Raw genomic sequence first — 23,378 nt, 5'->3', positions numbered from 1 at the left:
CCAGCGCGGGTTTCCGGCAATACCCGACTCTCTTGTCAATATTAATGATCATATATGATCATATATTGTCATAATAGATCACATGGGGTATAAATAATCTCTACCTGTTTTATGCGGCTCCATTGGGGTCGGCCGATCAAATAATAACGAAGAATTACAGTGATGGATCGACGCGATTTTCTCAAGAAAGGCGCACTGGCCGCCTCCCTGCCGTTGGCAGGGCAGGCCATGCATAAGGCTTTGGCTTCTGCGCCGGCGCCTCTTTCGTCTATCTCTCCCATGCGCAAAGAAGGCCATTTGAGCTGGCTGGAGGGAGAGGAGCCCGTCATCAAATCCGGTGCGACCTGGGGACAGGCATGGCCCCAGGGGGCAATGGAGCCCGGGCAGGCGCTCTGCCTGGTCAATGAGCGGGGCGGCAAAGTGGCGCTGCAGAGCTGGCCCACCGCCTACTGGCCCGATGGCAGTGTTAAATGGACGGCGCACGCAATAGCCGCCAACACCTCACTGGGCAGCCAGTTCCGGGTCGAGAAGGGCTCCGACCCGGCGCCGGCGATGGCCGTTCGCGTCGAGAATCTCCGCGATAGGTTCGAAGTGGATACGGGTGTTGTGCGCTGGGTTATCCCCAAACGCGGCCCGCATATCATTTATGAAATGCTGCGCGATGATCGTTTGATTGCAAAAAATGCCAGGCTTGTCGGCCTTGTACAGGACGGCGTCGAAATCGAATCCGCGGTCCAGACAGAGTCATTTCAGGCCCATATCACCCGAGCCACGGCGGAGCAACAGGGGCCGGTTCGCGCGGTGATCAAACTGGAAGGTGTGCATCGCACGGAGGCGGGCCGCGAATGGCTGCCTTTTAGCCTGCGTTTGTATTTCTATGCGGGCGGAGAGTCGCTCCGCATCAGCCACAACTTTGTCTTTGACGGCGATGACCAAAAAGATTTTATCAGAGGATTGGGTTTCCGCTTTGAAGTGGTTCAGCGCGACGAGCCGTACAATCGGCATGTCCGCTTTGTGGGGGAAGACAACGGTCTCTGGAGTGAATCGCCGCAGGGAATCACCGGTTTGCGGAGAGACCCCGGGCGGGCCGTAAGGCAGGCGCAAATAGATGGTGTTGCGACTCCCCCGCTCAGCGAGTGGGACAGCCGGGTCAGCAGCCGCATGCACTGGATTCCGGTGTGGAATGACTACAGCCTCTCGCAACTGAACGCGAATGGTTTTTCCGTCAAAAAGAGAACCAAAAGCGGCCATGGCTGGATAGACGCCGCTCAGGGACAGCGGGCCAGCGGCGTGGGCTACCTGGGCGGAGTTTCGGGCGGTGTGCTCTTCGGCATGCGGGACTTCTGGCAGCTGCACCCGACGCAGATCGATATCCGCAATGCCGGCGCGGACGTGTCTGAAGCCACCCTCTGGTTCTGGTCGCCCGAAGCGCCCCCCATGGATGTGCGTTTCTACCATGACGGCATGGGGCAGGAGACCTATGAGCAACAGCTCGACGCCCTCAATATCACTTACGAAGATTACGAGCCGGGGTTTGGAAGTGCCTACGGCGTCGCCCGCAGCACAGACTTTACCCTGTGCGTTCTGGGCGCCACCCCATCGCGCGCCGACACCATCGCACTGGCGGATACCATCCGCAAACCGGCCCAGGTTGTCGCCGCCCCCGAGGATTATCTCAAGGCGAGCGTGTTCGGTTCCCTGTGGAGCCTGCCCGACAGGTCCACGCCGATGAAAAAGGCTATCGAGGACAGGCTTGCCTGGTCGGTGCAGTACTACAAGAAGCAGATTGACCAGCACCACTGGTACGGCTTCTGGAACTACGGTGACGTCATGCACACCTATGACGCCGACCGTCACGTGTGGCGGTACGATATCGGCGGCTATGCCTGGGACAATTCGGAACTGTCACCAGATTTGTGGTTGTGGTACTCCTTCTTGCGAACTGGCGATGCCGATACTTTCCGGATAGCGGAAGCCATGACCCGCCATAACCGCGATGTCGATATGTATCACCTGGGGCGTTTCAAAGGTCTGGGTACGCGCCACAATGTCCAGCATTGGGGATGCAGTGCCAAACAATTGCGCATCAGCACGGCCGCGTATCGACGTTTCCACTATTTCCTGACCGGTGATGAGCGAACTGGTGATGTGCTCAATGAAGTCATAGAGGCTGACAGGAAACTCGCCGAAGTCAATGCGCACCGGAAACTGCCTAACGAGAAACCGATGCCCGGCGAGGCCAGAATTGGCGTCGGTACCGATTGGGGCTCCGCCGCGGCCAACTGGCTGACGGCGTGGGAGCGCGCCGGAGACGAGAAGTATCGGAGCTGGCTCGAGAATGCCATGCGATCTATCGGCGGCCATCCCCAGGGATTTTTTGCTGGAGGCTTCGGTTTTGATGTCGACAGCAAAAAACTGCTTCCCCCTCCGGATACCGGGCCGGGTCTTTCACATCTGAGTGCGGTCTTTGGCCTGATTGAAATATGCGCTGAATTGAATCAGTTGATCGATGTGCCCGAGTTCAAGGCAGCCTGGCTGCGCTATGGCAGATACTACAGTGCCAGTGACGAGGAGCAGAAGGCCGCGCTGGGCAGGCCTTTCCACAATAACAGCCTGACGGTAGCGCACTCGCGCCTGACCGCCTATGTGGCGGTGCAGGAAGGTGACAGAAAGCTGGCACAGCGGGCCTGGAGGGAGTTCACCCGCCAGCGGGAGTTCACACGCGACTGGACAGGCCGAAGTCTCGCCACAGAGGAAATTACCGGGCCGGATGTATTGAATCCCATCGTCGAAGCGCCCTGGGTTTCGACCAATGACACGGCACAATGGGGCCTGGCGGCCATTCAAAATCTCGCACTGATAGCAGGCGAACTCGACGGCTAAAAGCAATGATCGAAGAGAAGTGAACAATATGCCAAAGATTGCGCACGATATATCCTACGATACGGTTCAAGACAGCATTGAAAAACTGATCGAAAACCTCGTCAATATCACCGATGAAAGTGGAGAATTTCTTCTTGAGCTGGAAGATGGCCGGGTGATAGATACCAAGGGGTGGAGCGGCTGGGAGTGGACCCACGGTATCGGCCTCTACGGTCTGCTCAAATACTGGGATATCACCGGCAACGAGAAGTCGAAGGACATCATTGAAGCTTGGTTCAGGGACCGCTTCGCCGAGGGAACCACGACCAAAAATGTCAATACTGTTGCTCCCTTCCTGACCCTGGCCTACCTGCAGGAACGCACCGGTGAACGGAGTTACCTGCCCTACCTGGATGTGTGGGCCGAATGGATTATGCGGGATATGCCGCGCACCGAGGAAAACGGGCTGCAGCATATCGTCTACAACTCGGAGAACTACCAGCAATTGTGGGACGACACGCTGATGATGAGCGTGCTGCCGCTGGCCAAAATCGGCCTCCTGCTGGATCGCCCACACTATGTCGAAGAAGCCAAGCGGCAATTTATGCTGCATATCAAATACCTGGCGGACCGGAAAACCGGTTTGTGGTATCACGGCTGGACCTTTGACGGCCGGCACAACTTCGCCGATGCCCTCTGGGCACGGGGCAACTGCTGGGTCACCATCGCCATACCCGAATTTATAGAACTGCTCGACCTGGAACCGTCCGATGGTCTGAGGCAGTTCCTTATTGAAACACTGGAATCACAGGTAAAGGCCCTGGTCGGTTGCCAGCATGACAGCGGCCTGTGGCATACATTGCTCGACGACCGGGACTCCTACCTGGAGGCATCGGCCGCAGCAGGGTTTGCCTACGGTATATTGAAAGCCGTTCGCAAAGGCTATCTGCCGAAGAAATATGAGGAGCCCGGAATCAGGGCCGTAAAAGCCGTACTGGACAATATTGATGAAAGCGGAGAGTTGCAGCAGGTATCTTTTGGAACACCTGTGTTTGATGACCTGCAGGGGTACCGGGATATTCCGCTGACCTCCATGCCCTACGGGCAGTCGATGGCGATTCTGGCGCTGGTTGAAACTATGAACTACTACATCTAATCACCGGGAGTCAGTAGGGTGCGCTGTACGCACCCTACTGACTACATATAATAAAAACGTAAGTTCGATAGACAATAAAAACACGATACCTAATAGGTGCGATGATGACGAAGCGCGAACTAAAGCCGGTGAACTACGTCGCCTACGGGCTCAATGACGTTCTGGGTGCCGGATCCATGGCCGTGATCAGCGGCTGGATACTGTTTTTCTATACCACCTTCTGTGGTTTGACGACGGTTCAGGCCGCCTCGATCTTTGCGATCGCCCGTATTCTGGACGCCGTCGCCAGTCCGCTGATTGGCCACATATCCGACGGTTTGGGAAAAACCCGTATCGGTAAAAGGTTTGGCCGCAGGCGAGTCTTCTTGCTGTCGTCAATCCCGTTACTGCCAAGCTTTGCGTTAATGTGGGTCAGTGGCCAGGAGTATCTCTATTACCTCGTCACCTACGTATTTTTCGAACTGCTGTATGCATCTGTCATCATTCCCTATGAAACCCTCGCTGCGGAAATGACCGATGACTATAAGAAGAAGGCAAAGCTTGCCGGAGCACGAATACTGACTGGCCAGATATCGGCCATATTCGCCGGAATTCTTCCCAGCTGGATCGTCGGCATTGCCGGAGGCAAGGATTCAGCATCGACCTTCCTGGTAATGGGTACTATTTTTTCCATCGCATTTATGGTGGTTGTCTTCATCGTCTGGGCCTATACGTGGGAGCGCGACCCCGCAGAGCGTCCGGAGGAAGAGCAACCCGATGAGAACTGGACTCTAGCGGGAACATTGAAATCCCTTTTTCTCAATTTAAGTTCTACCTTGCGTATTCGCGCTTTCCGTCTGCATCTTGGTATGTACCTGGGTGGTTATATAAGCCAGGATATTTTTAACGCAGCCTTCACTTACTTTGTCGTATTCGCCATCGGTGGAACATTAGTGATCGCCTCCGAAATGATGGCATTAACTTACGTTGCGCAACTGGCCGCTGTTGCTATAGCAATTCCAATGGTTGTTCGTTTTGGGCCTGCGCCCAGTTATCGGGTTGCCATTTACTTCTATATTCTGGGTATCCTGGGGCTGCTTTCCCTCTATCTTCTGAGTGACGGCTTCAGTCAATACTGGCTGATCGGAGCTCTGATTTTCGCCGGCCTCGGCCGGGGCGCACTCAACTACATCCCCTGGAATACCTACAACTACATGGCGGATGTCGATCAAATTGTGACCGCGCGGCGGCGTGAGGGTAGTTTTGCCGGGGTAATGACCTTTATCCGCAAGGCCACCCAGGCGGTCGCGGTAATGTTTGTCGGTATCGTGCTCGAAGCCGGCGGCTTTGTGTCCGGTGCCGAAACACAAAGCGAGCAAGCGATTACGACTATAGCAGCCACCCTGGTAATAGGGCCCATGTTGGTTCTACTTCTGGGGTTCTGGGTATCGACCAAATTCAAGATCAGCAAGGAGACCCATGCAGTACTTATGTCGGAGATAGAGCGCTTCAAGCAGGGCGAAAGCACCCCTTCGACCAGCGAGAATCAAGCGATTGTCGAAGATCTGTCCGGTTGGCCCTATGAGATGCTGTGGGGCAACAACTCTGTGGGAAAGAGCGTTTCCGAGGCCGGGGCGCCTGCCGATGGAGCACCCCGCACCGACTCCCCGATATAAACCTCGAAAGCCGGATAAATCAGAGGTAACACTGACAATGGACAACGATATGTCTCTGGCCAACCTGTTTTTTCGCTGCAAGGTAAAACCACATTGGCCACGGGTGCTGGCCGCGAAGGGTCCGGCGCCGGTGCGAAGCCAGTGACTATGTGAATGGCCATGTTCTCGCCATTGATGGCGGCTGGTTGGCAAGATGAGTTCCGCGATTCCGGTTATTTAAACAATCGTGACAGGGTAGACACACATGTCAAAAAATTATTCAAGAATAATAGGGACAATATTTTCCCTGATTCTCGCTCAGCTCTCCCCTGTCAGCAGCGCCGACGAGAGTAAATTACCGAGCATTTACATCGCCGGTGATTCAACCGCTGCCAGCTACGAAAATACCAATCACCAGGGTTGGGGCGGAGTATTATCGCGGTATTTTGATGTAAATAAAGTCAATGTTATCAATCGCGCGCGTGGGGGAAGAAGCAGTCGAACTTTTATAACGGAAGGACATTGGCAGAAACTGGTAGATGATCTCGCAGAGGACGACATTGTCCTGATACAGTTTGGTCATAACGATGCCGGAAAGATCAACGATAAAGAGAAAGCCCGGGGAAGCCTGCCCGGTGTGGGCGACGACAGTATAGAAATATTGAACCTGCAAACCGGCAAAGAGGAAACGGTTTATACTTTCGGGCACTATATCCGGCATATGATTGCCGATGTCCGCGCAAAAAACGCGGTGCCTGTACTTCTTTCGCTAACCGCCAGAAACCGGTGGAAGTCAAGCCGTATAGAACGCGGATCGGGACAGTATGGTTACTGGAGTTATCAACTTGCCTGGGAACTGGATATCGCATTTATTGATGTGACCAACCCCATGGCCGACCTGCTCGAACAGATGGGCCCGGAAAAGGCCGCTGAACTCTACCCCAAGGACCACACCCATTTTGCCACCGAGGGGGCACACCTGCATGCGCAGACCATCATCGCTGGCCTCAAGGGGCTGCGCCCGGGCTTGGAATCTGCCTGGTTCTCCGAACTGGGCCAGCAGATCGAGCCTCGGGAGTGGGCGTGGCTGAGACTGCCATTCCCCGCCGACGCCAGGAAGTCGAGCATATTCCTCGTTGGCGATTCCACCGTGCGCAATGGTGCCGGCGATGGCGCCAACGGGGAATGGGGCTGGGGGGACTATCTGGACGAAAAACTGAGTACAAAAAGCCATAACATTGTCAATCGCGCCGTCGGCGGGCTGAGCAGCCGTACCTTTGTCACCGGCGGCCACTGGCAGCGGGCACTGAATATGATGAAGGCAGGCGATGTGGTGCTGCTGCAGTTCGGCCATAACGACGCAGCGCCGCTAAATGACGAGACCAGGGCGCGCGGCACCATTCCTGGAGTAGGGGAGGAGTATGAAGACATCGACAACCTGCTCACCGGAGAAGCGGAAAGGGTACACAGTTACGGCTGGTATCTGCGTCAGATGATCGGCCAGGCGAAAGCCCGGGGAATCACCACCATCGTCTGTTCGCCTGTGCCGAGAAAAGCATGGCGCGACGGGCTGATCCAGGAAGCCACCGACAGCTATCCCCAGTGGGCCTTGCAGGTTGCCCGCCAGAGCCAGAGCCCCTTTATCGACCTCTACCAACTGGTTTCAGACAAATACAACCGCCTGGGCAGGCGCCAGGTCGAAAAGCTGTTTGCCGATAAGCACACGCACACCAGCAAATCCGGGGCTGAGCTGAATGCAGAAGTGGTGGCGCTGCAGCTGAAACCCTTGCTGGCCCTGTAGAAGGCCCGGAGTACCAAAAAATGCGTTTCTTCAGCCTTTTGTTCCTTGCCTTTATCTGCGTACCCGCGTTGGCCCAAAAGAACGTTCGTGACTTCGGCGAATACATCAACAAGGGTGAACTTCTCTACCGGGCAGATATGAGCGAGCCGGCAAGCGTCGACGGCTGGGTGATGGAGGGCCCGGGTGTATTGGCCTTTGACAATGGATGGATGCAGATGTACTCGCCAGGCGAGGAAATGCATCATGTATTCTGGTGCCCGGAAGACTTTCCGGACGCCTTTGTGGCGGAGTGGGAAGCGCAGAACCTCAATCCGGAGGCAGGCCTGGTTATAGTCTTTCTCGCTGCCAGCGGTGAGGGAGGGCAGGATATATTTGATCCCGGCCTGCCGTCGAGAGATGGGACCTTTGACCAGTACACGCAGGGGAAGATACGCAGCTACCATATCTCCTACTACGCCAATGCCGCGCACAACCCGGGCAGGGGCCACGCGAACCTGCGTAAAAACAATACATTTACGCTGCTTCAGGAGGGGGGCGATGGCATCCCCACCCGCTCCACAAAAATCCATAAAGTCCGTCTGATAAAGGACAGGGCCCATATTGCCATGTATGTCGATGGAAGGAAGGTCATTGACTACATCGATGACGGCAGCAATAAGCCGGTCCTGGGGGCTGGGAAGATAGGTTTCCGACAGATGAAATGGACCCGCTTTCAATATCGAAACTTCAAAGTGTGGTCGCTCAATACGTACTTAACACAAGACTGAGGAATTCCTATGAAGTGCAGTCGCCGTGATATTTTTCGCCTGGGCGGTTCAGTCGCCGCTCTGGGTCTTGCCGCCCACTCCGGATTGCTGTCCGCCACGCCCGCTAAATCCATGCGGCGCTCAGATTACAGGATAAAAAAACTGTATCACGGTGTTGCCTACTACCCGGAGCTTTGGCCCGAAGAAGATATTGATCGCGATATCATTGAAATGAAGAAGTTGGATATCAACGTAGCCCGTATGGGTGAGTTTTCCTGGTCAACCATGGAGCCGGCGCGCGGCAAAATTTCTCTCGACTTTTTTGAGATGGTTATGGACAAGTTCCATGCTGCCGGTATTGACGTTGTGCTTTGCACTCCGACCGCCACACCTCCCATTTGGCTGACACACAACCACCCTGAACGGTGCCATAAAAATTCTGATGGTGATATTTTAATCCACGGAGCTCGCCAACACGCCAGTTATGAACACCCTGATGTAAAAGAGGCCTGCTTCAACATCATCAAAGCCATGGCACAGCAACTGGGCCAACATCCCGCGTTGATAGCCTGGCAATTGGACAACGAGATGAAAGCCCATGTGGCGGAGGATTTCAGCGATGCCGCTATCGCCTCCTGGCATCGTTGGTTAAGAAAGCGCTTCGGCACCATAGATCGACTTAACCAGGCCTGGGGAACCCATATCTGGAGTCAATATTACCAAAGCTTTGAGCAGGTGCCTGCTCCACTGAAAACGCCTTTTCTCCATAACGCATCGTTAAGTACCGCTTATCGTATGTTCAACCGCGAAAGTATTTCGGATTTCATGAAGGACCAGAGTGGAATCATCCGGGAATACTCCAGTGCACCCATAACGCATAATGACAACCCGGCGTTTAATATTCACCACGAGCGCTCCATGGAGGCCCTGGACTTCGCCTCTTATGATGCTTATCCAACCGATGAACAATGGGGTGCCCTGGTATTTCGTTCTGATTTATACCGGGCGGCTATTCCCGGCCGCCCTTTCTGGCTAATGGAAACCAGCGTGTCCCACAACGGCTGGCTGGGCAATCATCAGCCACCACACCCCGAAGGATTCCTGCCAGCGGAAGCCGTGTTGACATACGCCTTGGGTGGTGAGGCATTCTGTTATTGGTTATGGCGGCAACAGCGCACGGGCGCCGAACTCCCCCACAGCGCGGTAATGAGCGCCTGGTTTAAGCCGAGTATCGGCTATAAGGAAGTGGAGAAACTCAACGCGTCGAGGAAGCAACTGGAACCTTTACTGGTCGATAGTACCGTTGCCCCGGCCGAGGTGGCCATTACTTATTCCGATCACGCCAGGGCCATGATTGAAACCGAAGCCCTGGACAGACGCGAGGGGTTTCCCACGCGCTATCGCGGTGTTATCGAGATGTGGCATGCCACCGTGCGTGATTTGGGTTTCCATCGCGATGTACGCTTCGAAAATGCCGCGCTTGATAACCTGAAACTGCTGATCACCCCGGCGATGCCGTATGTCAGCGAAGCCTTTATTTCCCGAGTGTTGAAGTTTGTCAAGGCAGGGGGTGTTTGGATCGCTGGTCCTGTCACTGGCATCCGCTCAGTTGAGCATACGGTACCAACCACTGCCGGTCTGGGGTTGCTCGATGAGTTGGCTGGAATCAGTACTGAATTCGTGGTGCCGTTAACCCAAACGGATTCCACAGGTAGTGCATTGGATGTCACTGCGCCACTGAGTGGTTGGTGCTCTGCGATGAAGGTAAAAGATGGAGTAAGACGAATAGGCACGATCGAGACGGGAGTTGCCAAAGGGTACGCGTTTATCACGGAGCGTAAGATCGGGAAAGGCCGCGTAGTTGTTCTCGGGGCTCAGCCCCATGGAGAGCAAGGCCAAATACTCATTAACAACCTGATCAACCATTACGCGGATATGGCCGGAGTAAAGGAACGTTACGATGCCGCTCCCGGTGTGGTGGTAAGTCCGCGGAATAATAAGAAGGGTGAGAAGTTTTGGATTGCCATCAATATGAGTGACCAGGAGCGTGCCTTAAGGTTGCCGAAGGGGGTAATCGATGCTATTTCGTCAAAATCCATAAAGTCTATCCGGATAACGCTACAACGTTATCAGTGGAGAGCTATTCAATTGAACCAAACCCTTGGCTAATTAATAATTTGTAAGGTACGCCATCCCTGTGGAATTAGCGTGAAAACAGAATGATGTGATAACAATGTTATACGAGAACAAGTTCAAACGGCACATTGTATGTGCCCTGATGCTGGGAGTGCAGTCCATGAATATGGTACCTGCGTTGGCAGACTCGCGCCCGGCAGTGGCGCAGCACATCTATGAATACAACTTTGAAGAGCGGCCAGATCTATTACAGAAAAAATACAATTCTGAAACAGGTTTAGGTACGGATAGTTTCCATAACAGTAGCGAAAATGCCTTTTCGGTCAAAGTCCCCGAGGGAGACTATAAGGTCCGGGTAAAGGTAACAGGCGTACCGGATGTCACCCGGTTTCTGGTTTTCAGCGAAGACAGACGGGTGATGAGCAACATCTTGGAAATCGAGCGGGGCGAAAGCAAAACCCTGGATTTTCTGGTTAATGTCAGAAATCCACAGCTGGCAACCGCAGAGCAGGATCCAGCGGCGGGCCCACGGGTGGGGCTGAGAGGCGATGAAGGCATCTCCCGTAACTGGGACGACAAGCTCACCATAGCATTGTCCAACAACGATGTTCAGTTTAGTCAAATTCGAATCGAGCCGGGCAGGAAGCCTAAGGTTCTGCTGGCTGGGGATTCCACCGTAGCAGATCAAGCATCTCAGGATTATGCCAGTTGGGGGCAATTCGTCCCTGGGCTGATCCGAAATCGCGTGGTTGTAAATCACGCGCGCGGCGGTGAAACATTGAAATCGTTTTTATTCTCCCTGCGTTGGGATAAATTGCTCAGTCAGACCCAGGCTGGAGATGTCGTACTGATTCAGTTTGCTCATAACGATGAAAAAAAACAATGGCCGCGCACTTTCGCCGCAGCGGATGGTGCATTTCCTGAATATTTGCGTGCCTTTGTTGCCGATGTAAGGCAAAAAGAGGCTATACCTGTACTGGTCACACCTGTCGCCAGGCGTATTTACAATGAACAGGAAGAACTTCTGAACACCCACCAAGGTTATGATGAAGCAGTAAGAGAGGTTGCCAGAGCAACGGGGGTCCCGGTTATCGACCTGACCGCGCAAACCACCAGCTTTTATCAACAGCTGGGTCAGAATGAAGCCAAACAAGCCTTTGCGGCAAATGGTAAAGACAGAACCCATCATAATTATTACGGTGCCTGGATGATTGCCAATATGGTGGTGAACAGCCTGCAGGCGTTGTACCCGGAGCTGATACAGTCTGAAAACACGCTATTGGATTCAACCAGTCCAACAAGGCCGGGGGAGCTCGTCATTACGCCGGATTTGTGGCCGGACATGCGACCGGCGGCGGTTGAAATTTCAGGATCGTGACGAATGTGACCGAAGGCCCGTCATGCACGGATCCGTTACTCATGCGCCCGATGCCCGGCGGAGCAGATCGAGCCGCCGTGTACTTTAAGTCCCAACTGCCGTGAGCTGATTTTACGGAGATGACCAATTATTGGTCACAAGAACATCGGGCAATTATCGTCATAATCGCTCATAAATGTGACTGATATATAAAAATTATGATTGAATATGATTGACAATGTGGGTACGTGCTTCTAATATCATCTCTCCATAATATAAAAAAGATAATCGGAGATGATGAGATGACAATAATTAACCAATCCGATGTGCTTGAAACCTCCACCGCAAAACTTCCTTTCACCGCCACGCCTTTATCCAAGCGCATACGGGCACTGGTTCTCACCGGGATTTCTCTGAGTTTCCTGGTCGGCCCTGTGGCGTTTGCTCAGGGTGACTCTCAAGAAGAGCCTAAAGAGGAACTCAAAAAAGAAGCCAAAGGTGCTTCAGCCGAAAAAGTGGTTTCCACGTCTAAGAAAGAAGTTCCCCCTGAATCGATGGAAGAAGTCGTGGTGTCGGGCCACCGCTTCAGCCAGCGCAGCGCTATTGATCGGAAAAAAAATGCCGGCACTATGAGCGACTCGCTCGTTGCGGAAGATATCGGTGAATTTCCCGATAAAAATGTCGCTGAGGCGCTGCAGCGAATAGCTGGCATACAGCTGGCCCGCGATTTCGGCGAAGGGGCGCAGGTCAGTATCCGGGGTGTGGACCCGGATTTGTCGCGGGTTGAAGTCAACGGTGTGTCGCAGATGGGTATGGGCGGCAGCCGCGCGGTGGATTTCCGCGATATGGCTTCAGAACTGGTTAAATCTCTCGATGTTATCAAGGGGTCCGAGGCGCGTTTTACGGAAGGTGGTTTGGGTGGAATTGTCAAAATCAATACGCGCAAGCCGAATGAATTCGACAGCAACTTCCTGTCCGTATCGGGCGAGCAGCAGTACAACGACCTGAGCGATGCATCGGACCCCAGGATCAATGTGACCGGCGTGTGGAAATTCAACGAGGATTTCGGTGCGTTGATGAACGTAACTGCTTCTGAAACCACCGCCATGATCCATGCGCTGCGCAACACGGAATGGCACCGCATCGCCGATTACGACAACTCCCCGGAAAAGACCGTTCTCAATGAAGATTACGCGTCGATTGACAATGTGGCTGGCTGTAACGGCGAGGCAGACTGTGAAGAACAGTGGTGGGACTATGCGCCCAGGTTGCCGAGGGTTGGTGTCTGGTGGCGCGAAGAGGAGCGCCTAAGTGCGAATACCATCTTCCAGTACAACTTCAGCGATAACTTTAGTGCGTACGCCGGATTTACCTATAACGAGCGTGACAAGGAAGCGACAGACTTGAACCTGGATGTGGGCATACATTCCGCAGCGCGTATCGATGCCAACTCCGTGCAGGTGGACGAAAATCACAATGTGACTTACCTGGAGTCCTCTCAGGCGAGCGTGGGCAACAGAACCCTGAACTTTGCCTGGTACCAGGAAACCAGCATAGTAGATACCGGGTTTGAGTTCAGCAGCGGTCCCTGGGAGATCACCGGCTTGGCTGCCTATTCGGCCTCAGAACAGGATATTGACTCGCGCGACACCAGTATTTCCGCGAACGGTATCGCCGGCATTCAGGTTGCGCTGGATCACCGCGGCGCACCGTCATGGGATTACAGCACCGGCTATTTTTACAATGCGGCGGATCCCACAGATACTTCTCAGGCCTTCGACGTCAACAGTCCGGCGAGCTACTCGACGGCGCGCTTTAAGTATGCACCCAGTGCCGACGAGACATCCGAGGCCAATGTAAAACTGGATGTTGTGTACAACTTTGAGGATGGCTTTATCCAACGCCTTCGCACTGGTATCCAGGCGACCTCCAACTCTGCGGAAACAGAGGGCTACAACTACAACATCTTCCGCAACGTGGGTGAGGAGTACAACGGCCAAATGTGGACCAGGGAGGATCACCTCGCCCTTCTTTCCGGCAACTTCTTTGAGTCTCCCGAGTTGTTTGAAGGCTACGACCTGGGCGTAAGCACCATCGGCAGCTATCAGGCGGTTGATACCAACGGTTTGATTGCGGCCATGCGCCAGGCCAGCAATGACAATACCACCCGCGAAGATCTGGAAATACAAAGCGGTAACTACGATATCACAGTGGAAACCGAGGCGCTTTATCTGCAGACGGATTTTGCAACCGAAGTCGGCGGCATGCCTTTCTGGGGCAACTTTGGCGTTCGCTATATTGTGACCAATACGGAAACCAACGGCGATTATGTTGAACACGAGTACCGTAATGTGTTGGATGAGGATGGCGATATTCTGGTAAATCCGGAGACCGGCATTGCCTTGCTTGAGATTGCATGGGATGTGTACAACGACCGGAAAACGGTTTCCAGGGAGTACAGCGACACACTGCCCAGCATCAACATGAATCTGGAGCTGATTCCTGAAAAGCTGGTGCTGTATATGGGGGCCGCCAAGGTGATGAGCCGGCCGCGGAACCGAGACCTGAACGTGAACGGGGTCTGTTATCAGATGGATGACAGCCTGTGGGCGGAACAAGTTGGCTGGGAAAGCTTCTGCAAAGGTGGCAACCCGGCACTGAATCCGTATCGGGCCAACCAGGGCGATATCGCCCTGAGCTGGTATCCGAACGAGGATTCCATCGTCTCCGCCGCCTACTTTGCCAAGAATATGGAGAGCTGGATCCTCGGCCGGGATGAGCGCCTCGATGTGGATTTCCTGGGCGACGGCCGTGTCTGGGATGTCACTCAGCCGGTCAATGGCGAAGGTGTAAAAACCCGTGGAGTTGAGCTGCAGGCGTCAACGTTCTTTACCATGCTGCCTTACCCCTTCAACGGCTTGGGCGGCAGCGTCAACTACACCCATATGACCGCCGACAACGTCGGCCTGTTGAACGAGTTAACCGGTGAGGAGCTGCCCATGCCCTCCCAATCCGAGAACAGCTATAACGTCACCGCCTTCTGGGAGGGTAATGGGTTCAGTGCGCGCCTGGCCTACAACTATCGGGATGAATATCTGGCCAACCCCGCTGACCGCTCCGGCAACCCGGTATTCGTCGAGGACGCGGGCTACCTGGACGCCAAGATGTCCTACACCCTGCCGAACAGCAACCTACGGTTCTTCCTCGACGCGAGGAACCTGCTGGAACAGGCAAAGGTGGCTACCGCCGGCGAACACCGCCTGTCTGACCTGAGTTATTCCGGTCGTCAGTTTGCGCTCGGTGTTTCCTATAAGATGTAACTGCTGATTCCTGCCGGAATCTGCCGGCCGGTGGCCTGACACCGGCCGGCATCTTCTGGCACTTTTCAAGTTACCTTTTTCTATTCCGTTCCCCTGTTTTTTTGGAACTCCTCGGAAAATATCCGGTTTATTACTATGGAAAAAATCGCATTTGTCATGCAGCTGAAAGCTGGCTGCGAAGCTGAGTATGAAAAACGGCACGATGAGATATGGCCTGAACTGGTTGAAGAACTGAAGGCCGCTGGTATCGAGGACTATTCCATCTACCTTCATCCGGAGACTCTGCAGTTGTTCGCCGTGCTTAAACGCAGGAAAAACCACACTATGGATGAGCTGCCACAAAAGGCGATTATGCAAAAGTGGTGGAGCCATATGGCCGATATCATGGAAACGGACCCGGGCAATAGCCCGAAGATAATTCAACTACAGCGGGTTTTTCATTTGGATTAGCAGATACCCCTCCAGTAATTCCGGGGGAATCGCAACTCAAGATAAGGAAAAATAATGAACAGAAATACTTCAAGCGAAATACCTTCCTCTCGGGGCAAAATCCGTTGGCAGCCCCTGCTGCCGGCAGTCCTGCTGTTATTCTCAGGTCTCGCCCGGGCGGACTTCGGCCTAAGCGAAAGCACTGATTTCTATACGGTCGATACCGGTGCTGGCCTGGTCTTCACGGTTCGCAGGAATGATCCTGGAGTTAACACCTGGTCCCCTGGTGATATCTCCTCGCTGGTATACGAGGGCGTCGAATACCAGAACTGGGTGCGCGGCTCCCAGATCAACTCGGGCTTCGACTGGCTCTATCGCGGAGTCTCTGCAGTCGATGTGAGCGCTGAAACCGTCGGCGAAGATACTATCAAGGTCACAGTCGAGGCTGGTGACCTCACCCACTACTATATGGCCCGCCGCGGCTACCCGCATATATATATGGGGACCCATTTCACTTCGGAGCCGAATGTCCACGGCTTGGTGCGCTATATCATGCGCCTGAGTTCGGCGCTGCTGCCGAACGGACCCGAGCCCTCGGATCTGCGCGGTACGGTTTCCACGGTGGAGGCTCGGGATATCTTTGCTCTGCCCAATGGCGAAACGCGCTCCAAGCACTACTCCAACCAACGCCTGAAGGACTGGACCCATATAGGTGCCACCGGGAGCGGTGTCGGCATGTGGATTATTCGCGACGATCATGAGGGCGGTTCCGGCGGGCCCTTTTACCGCAGCCTGCTCAACCAGACCACGAATAACGATCAGGAGTTGACCTATATCGTCAATTACGGTCAGGCCCAGACCGAGGCTTTCAGGCCCGGGATCCTGAACAGCTATACCTTCGTGGTGACCGGGGGAGAGGCGCCCTACGGCCGGCCCAAAACCCAATGGTTTGCCGACATGGGACTGAAGGGATACGCCCCGCGCTCCGAGCGCGGCCGAATTGCCGGGGTCGGAATTGAGGGCATGAATCCGGACTATGAATATACGGTTGGCTTTGCCAACGCCACCGCGCAGTATTGGGCCGATGTCAATCCCATAAATGGTGGCCACTACAGCCGGAAAGACATGCGCCCGGGCACCTATACCATGACCATCTACAAGAATGAACTGGAGGTGGGTATCCGGGAGGTGACGGTAACCGCAGGCGAAACCAATGTTCTCCCATCCATTTCCATCGAGGCCGACCCCAGCGAGGCGCCCGTAATCTGGCGTATCGGAGACTGGGACGGCACACCGCTGGAATTTCTCAACGGCGACAAGCTGACGAAAATGCACCCCTCGGATGTGCGTATAGAGACCTGGGACCCTTCCGACTATATCGTCGGGGAAAGCACTGCCGCTGACTTCCCCGCGTATATGTGGAAGGACATCAACAATGACCATGTTGTTCGGTTCAAACTGGATAGCGAACAGATTGCTGCCGGCCACATTCTGCGCATAGGGTTGACTTGCGCCTTTGCCGGCGGCCGGCCCAATATCAAGGTCAACGACTGGACCTCCACCTTCCAGTGGCCATCGAGCCAGCCCAGGAGCCGCTCTCTGACGACTGGCTCCTACCGCTGCAACAATACGATCTACTCCTTCGACATTCCCGCTTCCGCCTTTAAGCCGGACCCGGATGAATGGAATGAGCTGACGATCACGGCGATCAGCGGCTCCGGCGCCTCGGGGTTCCTGTCCGCCGGCTACAGTGTCGACAGTCTCGATCTACTTGAATGACAAAAAGCCCCCGCCTCAAAGCCGAAGCGGGGTTTTTTTTATGAGGCACATCCCTGTGCCTCATCCGCTTCGCGGGCAGTCCCCGGCTGTGCAAAATTGTTCCAGACAATTTTGTTGTTTGGCCTGCGAAGCGGGCAAACCCACCCCTCCACGGTAAGGAGAAAAATAATGAATAAATACTCTGTACCCGAAGTGTCTTTTCCCTCACAGGGTAAAGCCCGTTGGCAGCTACTGCTCCCGATGCTGCTGTTGTTCTCCGGTCTCTCCCGGGCGGACTTTGGCCTGAGTTCAAGCACTGATTTCTATACGGTCGATACCGGTGCCGGCCTGGTTTTCAAGGTGCGTCGGACGGACAACGGCGTCAGTACCCAGTCCGCCGGCGATATCGCCTCGCTGGTATACGCGGGCGCGGAATACCAGAACCAGTCGCGCGGCTCCCAGATCAACTCGGGCTTCGACTGGCTCTATTCCGGCGTCTCCGCGGTTACGGTGAGCGCTGACACCGTCGGCAGTGACACTATCAAGGTCACCGTCGAGGCCGGCGATCTTACCCACTACTACATGGCCCGTCGCGACCAGCCGCATATCTATATGGCAACCCATTTCACCTCGCAGCCAGACGTCCACGGTCAGGTGCGCTATATCATGCGCCTGAGTTCCGCGCTGCTGCCTAATGGGCCCGAGCCTTCCGACATTAGCACCACGGTTTCAACGGTGGAGTCGGGCGATATTTTTGCCCTGACCAACGGCGAGACCCGCTCCAAGCACTACTCCAACCAGCGTCTCAAGGACTGGAGCTATATAGGCGCTACCGGAAACAACGTCGGCATGTGGATCTTTCGCGACGATCATGAAGGCGGTTCCGGCGGGCCCTTTTACCGCAGCCTGCTCAACCAGACCACGAGCACCAATCAGGAGCTGACCTATATCGTCAATTACGGCCAGGCCCAGACGGAGGCTTTCAGGCCCGGCATCCTGAACAGCTACACCTTCGTGGTGACCGGAGGGGAAGCACCCGGCAGCCGGCCCGATACCGATTGGTTTGCCGATATGGGGCTGCAGGGATACGCCGCGCCCTCCGAGCGCGGCCGGGTGGCTGGGGTCGGCTTCAATGGCATGGACTCGGGCTACGACTACACAGTGGGTTTCGCCAACGCTACGGCGCAGTACTGGGCCGACGCCGATCCGCAAAATGGTGGCTACTACAGCAGGGGCGGCATGCGCCCGGGTACCTATACCATGACCGTCTATAAGAATGAACTGGAGGTGGACGTCCGGGAGGTAACGGTAGCCGCCGGCGGGACGACGATTCTGAATTCCTTTGGCGTGGGGGCCGACCCCAGCGAGGCGCCCGCAATCTGGCGTATCGGAGACTGGGACGGGGCACCGCGGGAGTTTCTCAACGGTGACAAGCTGACCACGATGCACCCTTCCGATGTGCGGATCGATACCTGGGACCCATCCAATTACATCGTGGGTGTAAGCGCCGCCGCCGGCTTCCCCGCGTATATGTGGAAGGACGTCAACAACGATCACATCGTCTACTTCAAGTTGAACAGCGATCAGATCGCCACCGCCCACACCCTGCGCATAGGGTTGACCTGCGCCTATGCCGGCGGCCGGCCCAATATTTCGGTCAACGGCTGGACGTCCGACTTCCAGCCGCCATCGAGTCAACCCAGGACCCGCTCGCTGACGACCGGCAGCTACCGCTGCAACAATACGATCTACTCCTTCGACATTCCCGCCTCCGCCTGGAAGCAGAACCCGGGCGAATGGAATGCATTGATGATCACCGTGATCAGCGGCTCCGGGGCCTCGGGCTTCCTGTCCGCCGGCTACAGTGTCGACAGTCTTGATCTGCTCGAATGATGATCCTAGAAGCCGAAGTTGACCCCTCTTTGCTTTTCAGGAGACCGCATGCCGGTAAAAACAATAGCTATCTTGATAAAAGCCGAGGGTGTAATCCATGCGAACTATACGAATTTCGATAAATTTATTATTGATATTTTCTCTGTTCTTTAGCTTAAGTGCAATTATCCATGAACAAGCTTACGCCTCGTCAGGTTTGCGGCAGATGGAATATCTTGACAGCGGGAGGCCGTCGGAAGTTCGATCACCGCTGGCACGATATTCTACTCCAGCTACTTATCCCTCAGTGTGGTTTCAGGCCACCTACCTCATCACCCAAGACAAAAAGGATGTCTCTAATTATGAAACTGGCCCGCCACTTGGAGATCTCCTGAAACGCCGCCTAGCGTATGAAACGGAAACTATGCAGGTAAATGCTGGACGAGAACAGCAGTGTAAGGCTATCTGGCTTCATCGAGCTGGACGAGGCCATGACATATGCTTTAGTCCTAACTGATGCAAAAGGGTTATAAAAGCAATGCCAGTTATTGCTTACAAGAATAGAGAGCTGAATCAGTCAGGTTCGATCAACATCGTGACTGATTTATTTAAAAAAATGACTTAATATGATTGACACTGGGCGGGCATGCTCCTAGTATTTTCTCTCCGTAATATAAATAAGATAAACGGAGTTGGTGAGATGACACTAATTAATCACACTGGGGTAGGAGCCTCCACAGAAAAGCTTCCCTTCATTTTCACACCTTTATCCAAACGCATACGCACCTTGGCTCTTACCGGAATCTCTTTGAGCCTTCTGGCGGCCCCCATGGCGTTCGCCCAAGAGGAACTCAAGAAGGACGAGAGGCAGGCCGACAGCGCGGCAGTGGAAGAAGCCTCAATGGAAGAAGCCTCAATGGAGGAAGTAGTGGTGTCAGGCCATCGCTTCAGCCAGCGCAGCGCTATTGCGCGCAAAAAATCCGCCGGCACCATGAGCGACTCGCTGGTTGCGGAAGATATCGGTGAATTTCCCGATAAAAACGTCGGCGAGGCCTTGCAGAGAATAGCTGGCATACAGTTGGCCCGGGATTTCGGTGAGGGCGCACAGGTCAGCATCCGGGGTGTAGATCCGGACTTGTCGCGGGTGGAAGTCAATGGCGTATCGGCGATGGGCATGGGAGGTAGCCGCGCGGTCGACTTCCGCGATATGGCTTCCGAGCTGGTCAAGTCTCTCGATGTGATCAAGGGATCCGAGGCGCGCCATACGGAAGGGGGTATTGGCGGTACTATTAAAATCAACACGCGCAAACCCAATGAATTTGAAAGCAACTTTCTGTCTGTATCCGGTGAACAGCAGTACAACGACTTAAGCGATGCTTCGGACCCCAGAGTCAATTTGACCGGCGTAATGAAATTCAGTGAGGATTTTGGTGCACTAGTCAATGTAACCAGCTCTGAAAAGACCACTATGATCCACGCGCTGCGCAACACCGAATGGCACCGCGTAGCCGATTATGACAACTCCCCTGAAAAGACTGTTGTCGATGAGAACTACGCATCAATCACTGACATAGAAAACTGCGGCGGGCAGGCGGAATGTGAAATGCAGTGGTGGGATTATTCCCCCAGGTTGCCGAGATATGGAATATGGTCGCGCGATGAAAAGCGTCTCAGTGCAAATACTACCTTTCAGTACAATATCAGTGATGAACTTTCCGTGCACGCCGGCTACACCTACAACAAGCGTGACAAGGAGGCGACGGATCTCAACCTGCATTTGGAAACCCACTCTGCCGCACGGGTAAATGCGGATTCCGTGCGAGTGGACGAAAATCACAATGTGACTTACTTCGAGTCTCAGCTTGCCTCTGTGACCAACCGAACGCTCAATTTTGCCTGGGACCAGGAGACCAGTATCTTCGATACCGGCTTTGAATTCAGTCGCGGAGCCTGGGATATCAGTGGCTTGGCCGCCTATTCTACCTCTGAGCAGGAGATAGATTCCCGCGACACACACATTACCGCCGATGGTATCGCCGGTGTTCAAGTTGCGCTCGACAATCGAGGTGCGCCGGAATGGGATTTCAATACCGGCTATTTTTACAATGCGGAAGATCCCACGAATACCTCGGACGTCTTCGATGTCAACAGCCCGGCCAGCTACCGATCCAGGTCTCGCTTCAAGTATGCGCCCCATTTGGATGAAGCATCTGAGTCCAACGTTAAATTGGATGTTACGTACAACTTCGATACAGCCTTTGTGAAAACGCTTCGCAGCGGTATTCAGGCGACTTCCAATTCGACAGAAAATGCCGACTATCAACACAACATCATTCGCGATGTTGGTAGTACTTATAACGGTGCTGAATGGACAATGGCCGATCAGATCGCCCTTATTAGCGGAAACACCAATAGATCGCCAAGGCTATTTTCCGGTTACGACCTGGGCGTGAACACTATCGGAAACTACCAGGCGGTTGATACCGACGACTTTATTGCGGCCATCCGGGAAGTCAGCGCAGACAATACTACTCGCGAAGACCTGGATGTGCGCACCGGTAATTACGATATCAGCGTGGATACCCAGGCTGTTTATCTGCAATCGGACTTTGAAACGGAATTCGGCGGCATGCCATTCTGGGGCAATATCGGCGCGCGCTATGTTGTCACAAAGACCGACACTAACGGTGATGTCCGGGAGCGGATCATTGTCGATCAAGTGGACGAAGATGGCAACATCCTCGTCGATCCGGTTACCGGCCAAGATCTTCCGGGAGTTGAAGATCCGGACCATCCGGATGCCTTTGTCGGCAGAAAAACTGTCAGCAGGGAGTACAGCGACTTCCTGCCGAGCATCAACATGAATCTGGAAATCGTTCCCGGTGAATTGGTGTTGTATTTTGGCATGGCCAAGGTTATGGCGAGGCCGAGAACAGGTGACTTGAACGTTAATGCAACCTGTACGATTTATACAACCCGCCAATCGCAAGTCGATCAAACGTCAAACGTCTGTTCAGGCGGCAACCCGGCACTCGATCCGTATCGCGCCAAACAGATGGATATTGCCTTGAACTGGTATCCGAACCAGGACTCGATTGTTTCTGCCGCCTACTTTGCCAAGGACATTACCAGTTGGATACTTGATGCGGAAACACGTGAAAACGCCGATTTCTTCGACGATGGTCGCCAGTGGGATGTCAGGCAGAAGATCAATGGCAGCGGCGTAACGACCAAGGGTGTCGAGCTGCAGGCATCGACGGTTTTCTCCATGTTGCCATACCCTTTCAGCGGCCTGGGTGGCAGCGTCAACTACACCCATATGACCGCTGAAGAGGTCGGCCTATTTAACCAGTTGACCGGTGAGGAGTTGCCTTTCCCGTCCCAGTCCGAAGACAGCTATAACGTGACGACGTTTTGGGAAGGGGAGGCGGTGAGTTTCCGCCTGGCTTATAACTATCGCGATGAGTATCTGGCTGCCCCCTCTGACCGATCTGGCAACCCGGTATTCGTGGAGGATGCGGGCTACCTGGATGCCAAAATGGCTTACGCCCTGCCGAATACTAACCTCAAGTTCTTTGTCGACGGAAGAAATCTTCTGAAGGAGGCTAAGGTGGCAACGGCCGGGGAACGCCGCCTGTCCGACCTGCAGTATTCTGGCCGAGAGTTCGCGCTAGGGTTTTCCTATAAGATGTAACGACCCGGTCCCGGTAGGGATCTCGCCGGCCAGTGAAGTATCACCGGCCGGATTTATCGGCGCCATCTATAGGATTTTTTCCAGAAGCTGTTGTCAGCCATAATATTTATGGGCGGTTTCCTGGTCAGGGATTTATTGGAATTTATTCGGTTTATTGCTATGAAGAAAATTGCATTTGTAATGCAGCTGAAAGCAGGCTTCGAAATGGAGTACAAGAAGCGGCACGACGAAATATGGCCTGAACTGGTCGAAGAATTAAAGTCGGCTGGAATTGAAGACTATTCCATTTATCTTCATCGGCAGACACTTCAATTGTTCGCCGTACTAAAGCGCACCGAAAACCATGGAATGGATGAGCTTCCTCAAAGGACGGCTATGCAAAAATGGTGGGCCTACATGGCCGATATCATGGATACAGCGGCGGATAAGAGCCCGAAGACGACTCAACTGCAGCCGGTTTTTCACCTGGATTAGCCGGGCTGGACAAATTGGGAAGAGAGCGGATACCTGCGACCAGTCGGAACGAAGGGATACCTCTTTCGGCATATACACCCTTGTATACTCGCAATCGGTATTCCTGTCTAGTACGGTCCCGGGATATGGATGTCCTTCC

At 54.2% G+C, this 23,378-nt stretch carries 13 protein-coding genes; all 13 read left to right on the top strand.

Annotated elements, in window-relative coordinates; genetic code table 11:
* Positions 1 to 162 precede the first annotated feature (162 nt).
* Entirely contained in the window at positions 163 to 2,883 is a 2,721-nt protein-coding gene (locus FHS09_RS10265; RefSeq protein ID WP_246394827.1) for an exo-rhamnogalacturonan lyase family protein, read from the top strand.
* Positions 2,884 to 2,911: 28 nt separating this feature from the next.
* Positions 2,912 to 4,018, top strand: a complete 1,107-nt coding sequence (gene bglB / locus FHS09_RS10260) for a beta-galactosidase BglB (RefSeq protein ID WP_183459475.1) — start codon at positions 2,912 to 2,914, stop codon at positions 4,016 to 4,018.
* Positions 4,019 to 4,122: 104 nt separating this feature from the next.
* The gene (locus tag FHS09_RS10255) at positions 4,123 to 5,673 is read left to right on the top strand and encodes an MFS transporter (protein ID WP_183459473.1); all 1,551 of its coding nucleotides are present in this window, start codon (positions 4,123 to 4,125) and stop codon (positions 5,671 to 5,673) included.
* A 244-nt stretch (positions 5,674 to 5,917) separates the two neighbouring features.
* The gene (locus tag FHS09_RS10250; RefSeq protein WP_183459471.1) at positions 5,918 to 7,453 is read left to right on the top strand and encodes a rhamnogalacturonan acetylesterase; all 1,536 of its coding nucleotides are present in this window, start codon (positions 5,918 to 5,920) and stop codon (positions 7,451 to 7,453) included.
* A 20-nt stretch (positions 7,454 to 7,473) separates the two neighbouring features.
* The gene (locus tag FHS09_RS10245; RefSeq protein WP_183459469.1) at positions 7,474 to 8,220 is read left to right on the top strand and encodes a DUF1961 family protein; all 747 of its coding nucleotides are present in this window, start codon (positions 7,474 to 7,476) and stop codon (positions 8,218 to 8,220) included.
* A 9-nt stretch (positions 8,221 to 8,229) separates the two neighbouring features.
* The gene (locus FHS09_RS10240) at positions 8,230 to 10,368 is read left to right on the top strand and encodes a beta-galactosidase (protein ID WP_183459467.1); all 2,139 of its coding nucleotides are present in this window, start codon (positions 8,230 to 8,232) and stop codon (positions 10,366 to 10,368) included.
* Positions 10,369 to 10,495: 127 nt separating this feature from the next.
* The gene (locus FHS09_RS10235) at positions 10,496 to 11,713 is read left to right on the top strand and encodes a rhamnogalacturonan acetylesterase (RefSeq protein ID WP_183459465.1); all 1,218 of its coding nucleotides are present in this window, start codon (positions 10,496 to 10,498) and stop codon (positions 11,711 to 11,713) included.
* Between the two features lie 281 nt (positions 11,714 to 11,994).
* Complete coding sequence (locus FHS09_RS10230; protein WP_183459463.1) at positions 11,995 to 15,012, top strand: TonB-dependent receptor; 3,018 nt, start codon at positions 11,995 to 11,997, stop codon at positions 15,010 to 15,012.
* A 135-nt stretch (positions 15,013 to 15,147) separates the two neighbouring features.
* Positions 15,148 to 15,462 carry an L-rhamnose mutarotase gene (rhaM, locus tag FHS09_RS10225; protein ID WP_183459461.1) on the top strand — a complete coding sequence of 105 codons (315 nt, stop codon included), beginning with the start codon at positions 15,148 to 15,150 and terminating at the stop codon, positions 15,460 to 15,462.
* A gap of 54 nt (positions 15,463 to 15,516) precedes the next feature.
* Positions 15,517 to 17,220: a rhamnogalacturonan lyase B N-terminal domain-containing protein gene (locus FHS09_RS10220; protein ID WP_183459458.1), complete on the top strand. Its 1,704-nt coding sequence runs from the start codon at positions 15,517 to 15,519 to the stop codon at positions 17,218 to 17,220.
* 168 nt (positions 17,221 to 17,388) lie between these two features.
* Positions 17,389 to 19,092, top strand: a complete 1,704-nt coding sequence (locus FHS09_RS10215; protein WP_221191928.1) for a rhamnogalacturonan lyase B N-terminal domain-containing protein — start codon at positions 17,389 to 17,391, stop codon at positions 19,090 to 19,092.
* Positions 19,093 to 19,771: 679 nt separating this feature from the next.
* Complete coding sequence (locus FHS09_RS10210; protein WP_183459456.1) at positions 19,772 to 22,765, top strand: TonB-dependent receptor; 2,994 nt, start codon at positions 19,772 to 19,774, stop codon at positions 22,763 to 22,765.
* A 108-nt stretch (positions 22,766 to 22,873) separates the two neighbouring features.
* A complete protein-coding gene (gene rhaM / locus FHS09_RS10205; RefSeq protein WP_246394825.1) occupies positions 22,874 to 23,239 on the top strand; it encodes an L-rhamnose mutarotase in 366 nt (121 codons plus the stop codon).
* Positions 23,240 to 23,378: the final 139 nt, after the last annotated feature.

The organism is Microbulbifer rhizosphaerae (assembly GCF_014191725.1).
GTDB classification, from domain to species: Bacteria; Pseudomonadota; Gammaproteobacteria; order Pseudomonadales; family Cellvibrionaceae; genus Microbulbifer; species Microbulbifer rhizosphaerae.
This window is presented reverse-complemented; position numbering and strand designations above follow the sequence as displayed.

What these genes read in the sequence shown, in the direction of transcription:
- FHS09_RS10265 (WP_246394827.1), top strand. Translation starts at nt 163, where the DNA reads ATGGATCGACGCGATTTTCTCAAGAAAGGCGCACTGGCCGCCTCCCTG.
- bglB (WP_183459475.1), top strand. Translation starts at nt 2,912, where the DNA reads ATGCCAAAGATTGCGCACGATATATCCTACGATACGGTTCAAGACAGC.
- FHS09_RS10255 (WP_183459473.1), top strand. Translation starts at nt 4,123, where the DNA reads ATGACGAAGCGCGAACTAAAGCCGGTGAACTACGTCGCCTACGGGCTC.
- FHS09_RS10250 (WP_183459471.1), top strand. Translation starts at nt 5,918, where the DNA reads ATGTCAAAAAATTATTCAAGAATAATAGGGACAATATTTTCCCTGATT.
- FHS09_RS10245 (WP_183459469.1), top strand. Translation starts at nt 7,474, where the DNA reads ATGCGTTTCTTCAGCCTTTTGTTCCTTGCCTTTATCTGCGTACCCGCG.
- FHS09_RS10240 (WP_183459467.1), top strand. Translation starts at nt 8,230, where the DNA reads ATGAAGTGCAGTCGCCGTGATATTTTTCGCCTGGGCGGTTCAGTCGCC.
- FHS09_RS10235 (WP_183459465.1), top strand. Translation starts at nt 10,496, where the DNA reads ATGAATATGGTACCTGCGTTGGCAGACTCGCGCCCGGCAGTGGCGCAG.
- FHS09_RS10230 (WP_183459463.1), top strand. Translation starts at nt 11,995, where the DNA reads ATGACAATAATTAACCAATCCGATGTGCTTGAAACCTCCACCGCAAAA.
- rhaM (WP_183459461.1), top strand. Translation starts at nt 15,148, where the DNA reads ATGGAAAAAATCGCATTTGTCATGCAGCTGAAAGCTGGCTGCGAAGCT.
- FHS09_RS10220 (WP_183459458.1), top strand. Translation starts at nt 15,517, where the DNA reads ATGAACAGAAATACTTCAAGCGAAATACCTTCCTCTCGGGGCAAAATC.
- FHS09_RS10215 (WP_221191928.1), top strand. Translation starts at nt 17,389, where the DNA reads ATGAATAAATACTCTGTACCCGAAGTGTCTTTTCCCTCACAGGGTAAA.
- FHS09_RS10210 (WP_183459456.1), top strand. Translation starts at nt 19,772, where the DNA reads ATGACACTAATTAATCACACTGGGGTAGGAGCCTCCACAGAAAAGCTT.
- rhaM (WP_246394825.1), top strand. Translation starts at nt 22,874, where the DNA reads ATGGGCGGTTTCCTGGTCAGGGATTTATTGGAATTTATTCGGTTTATT.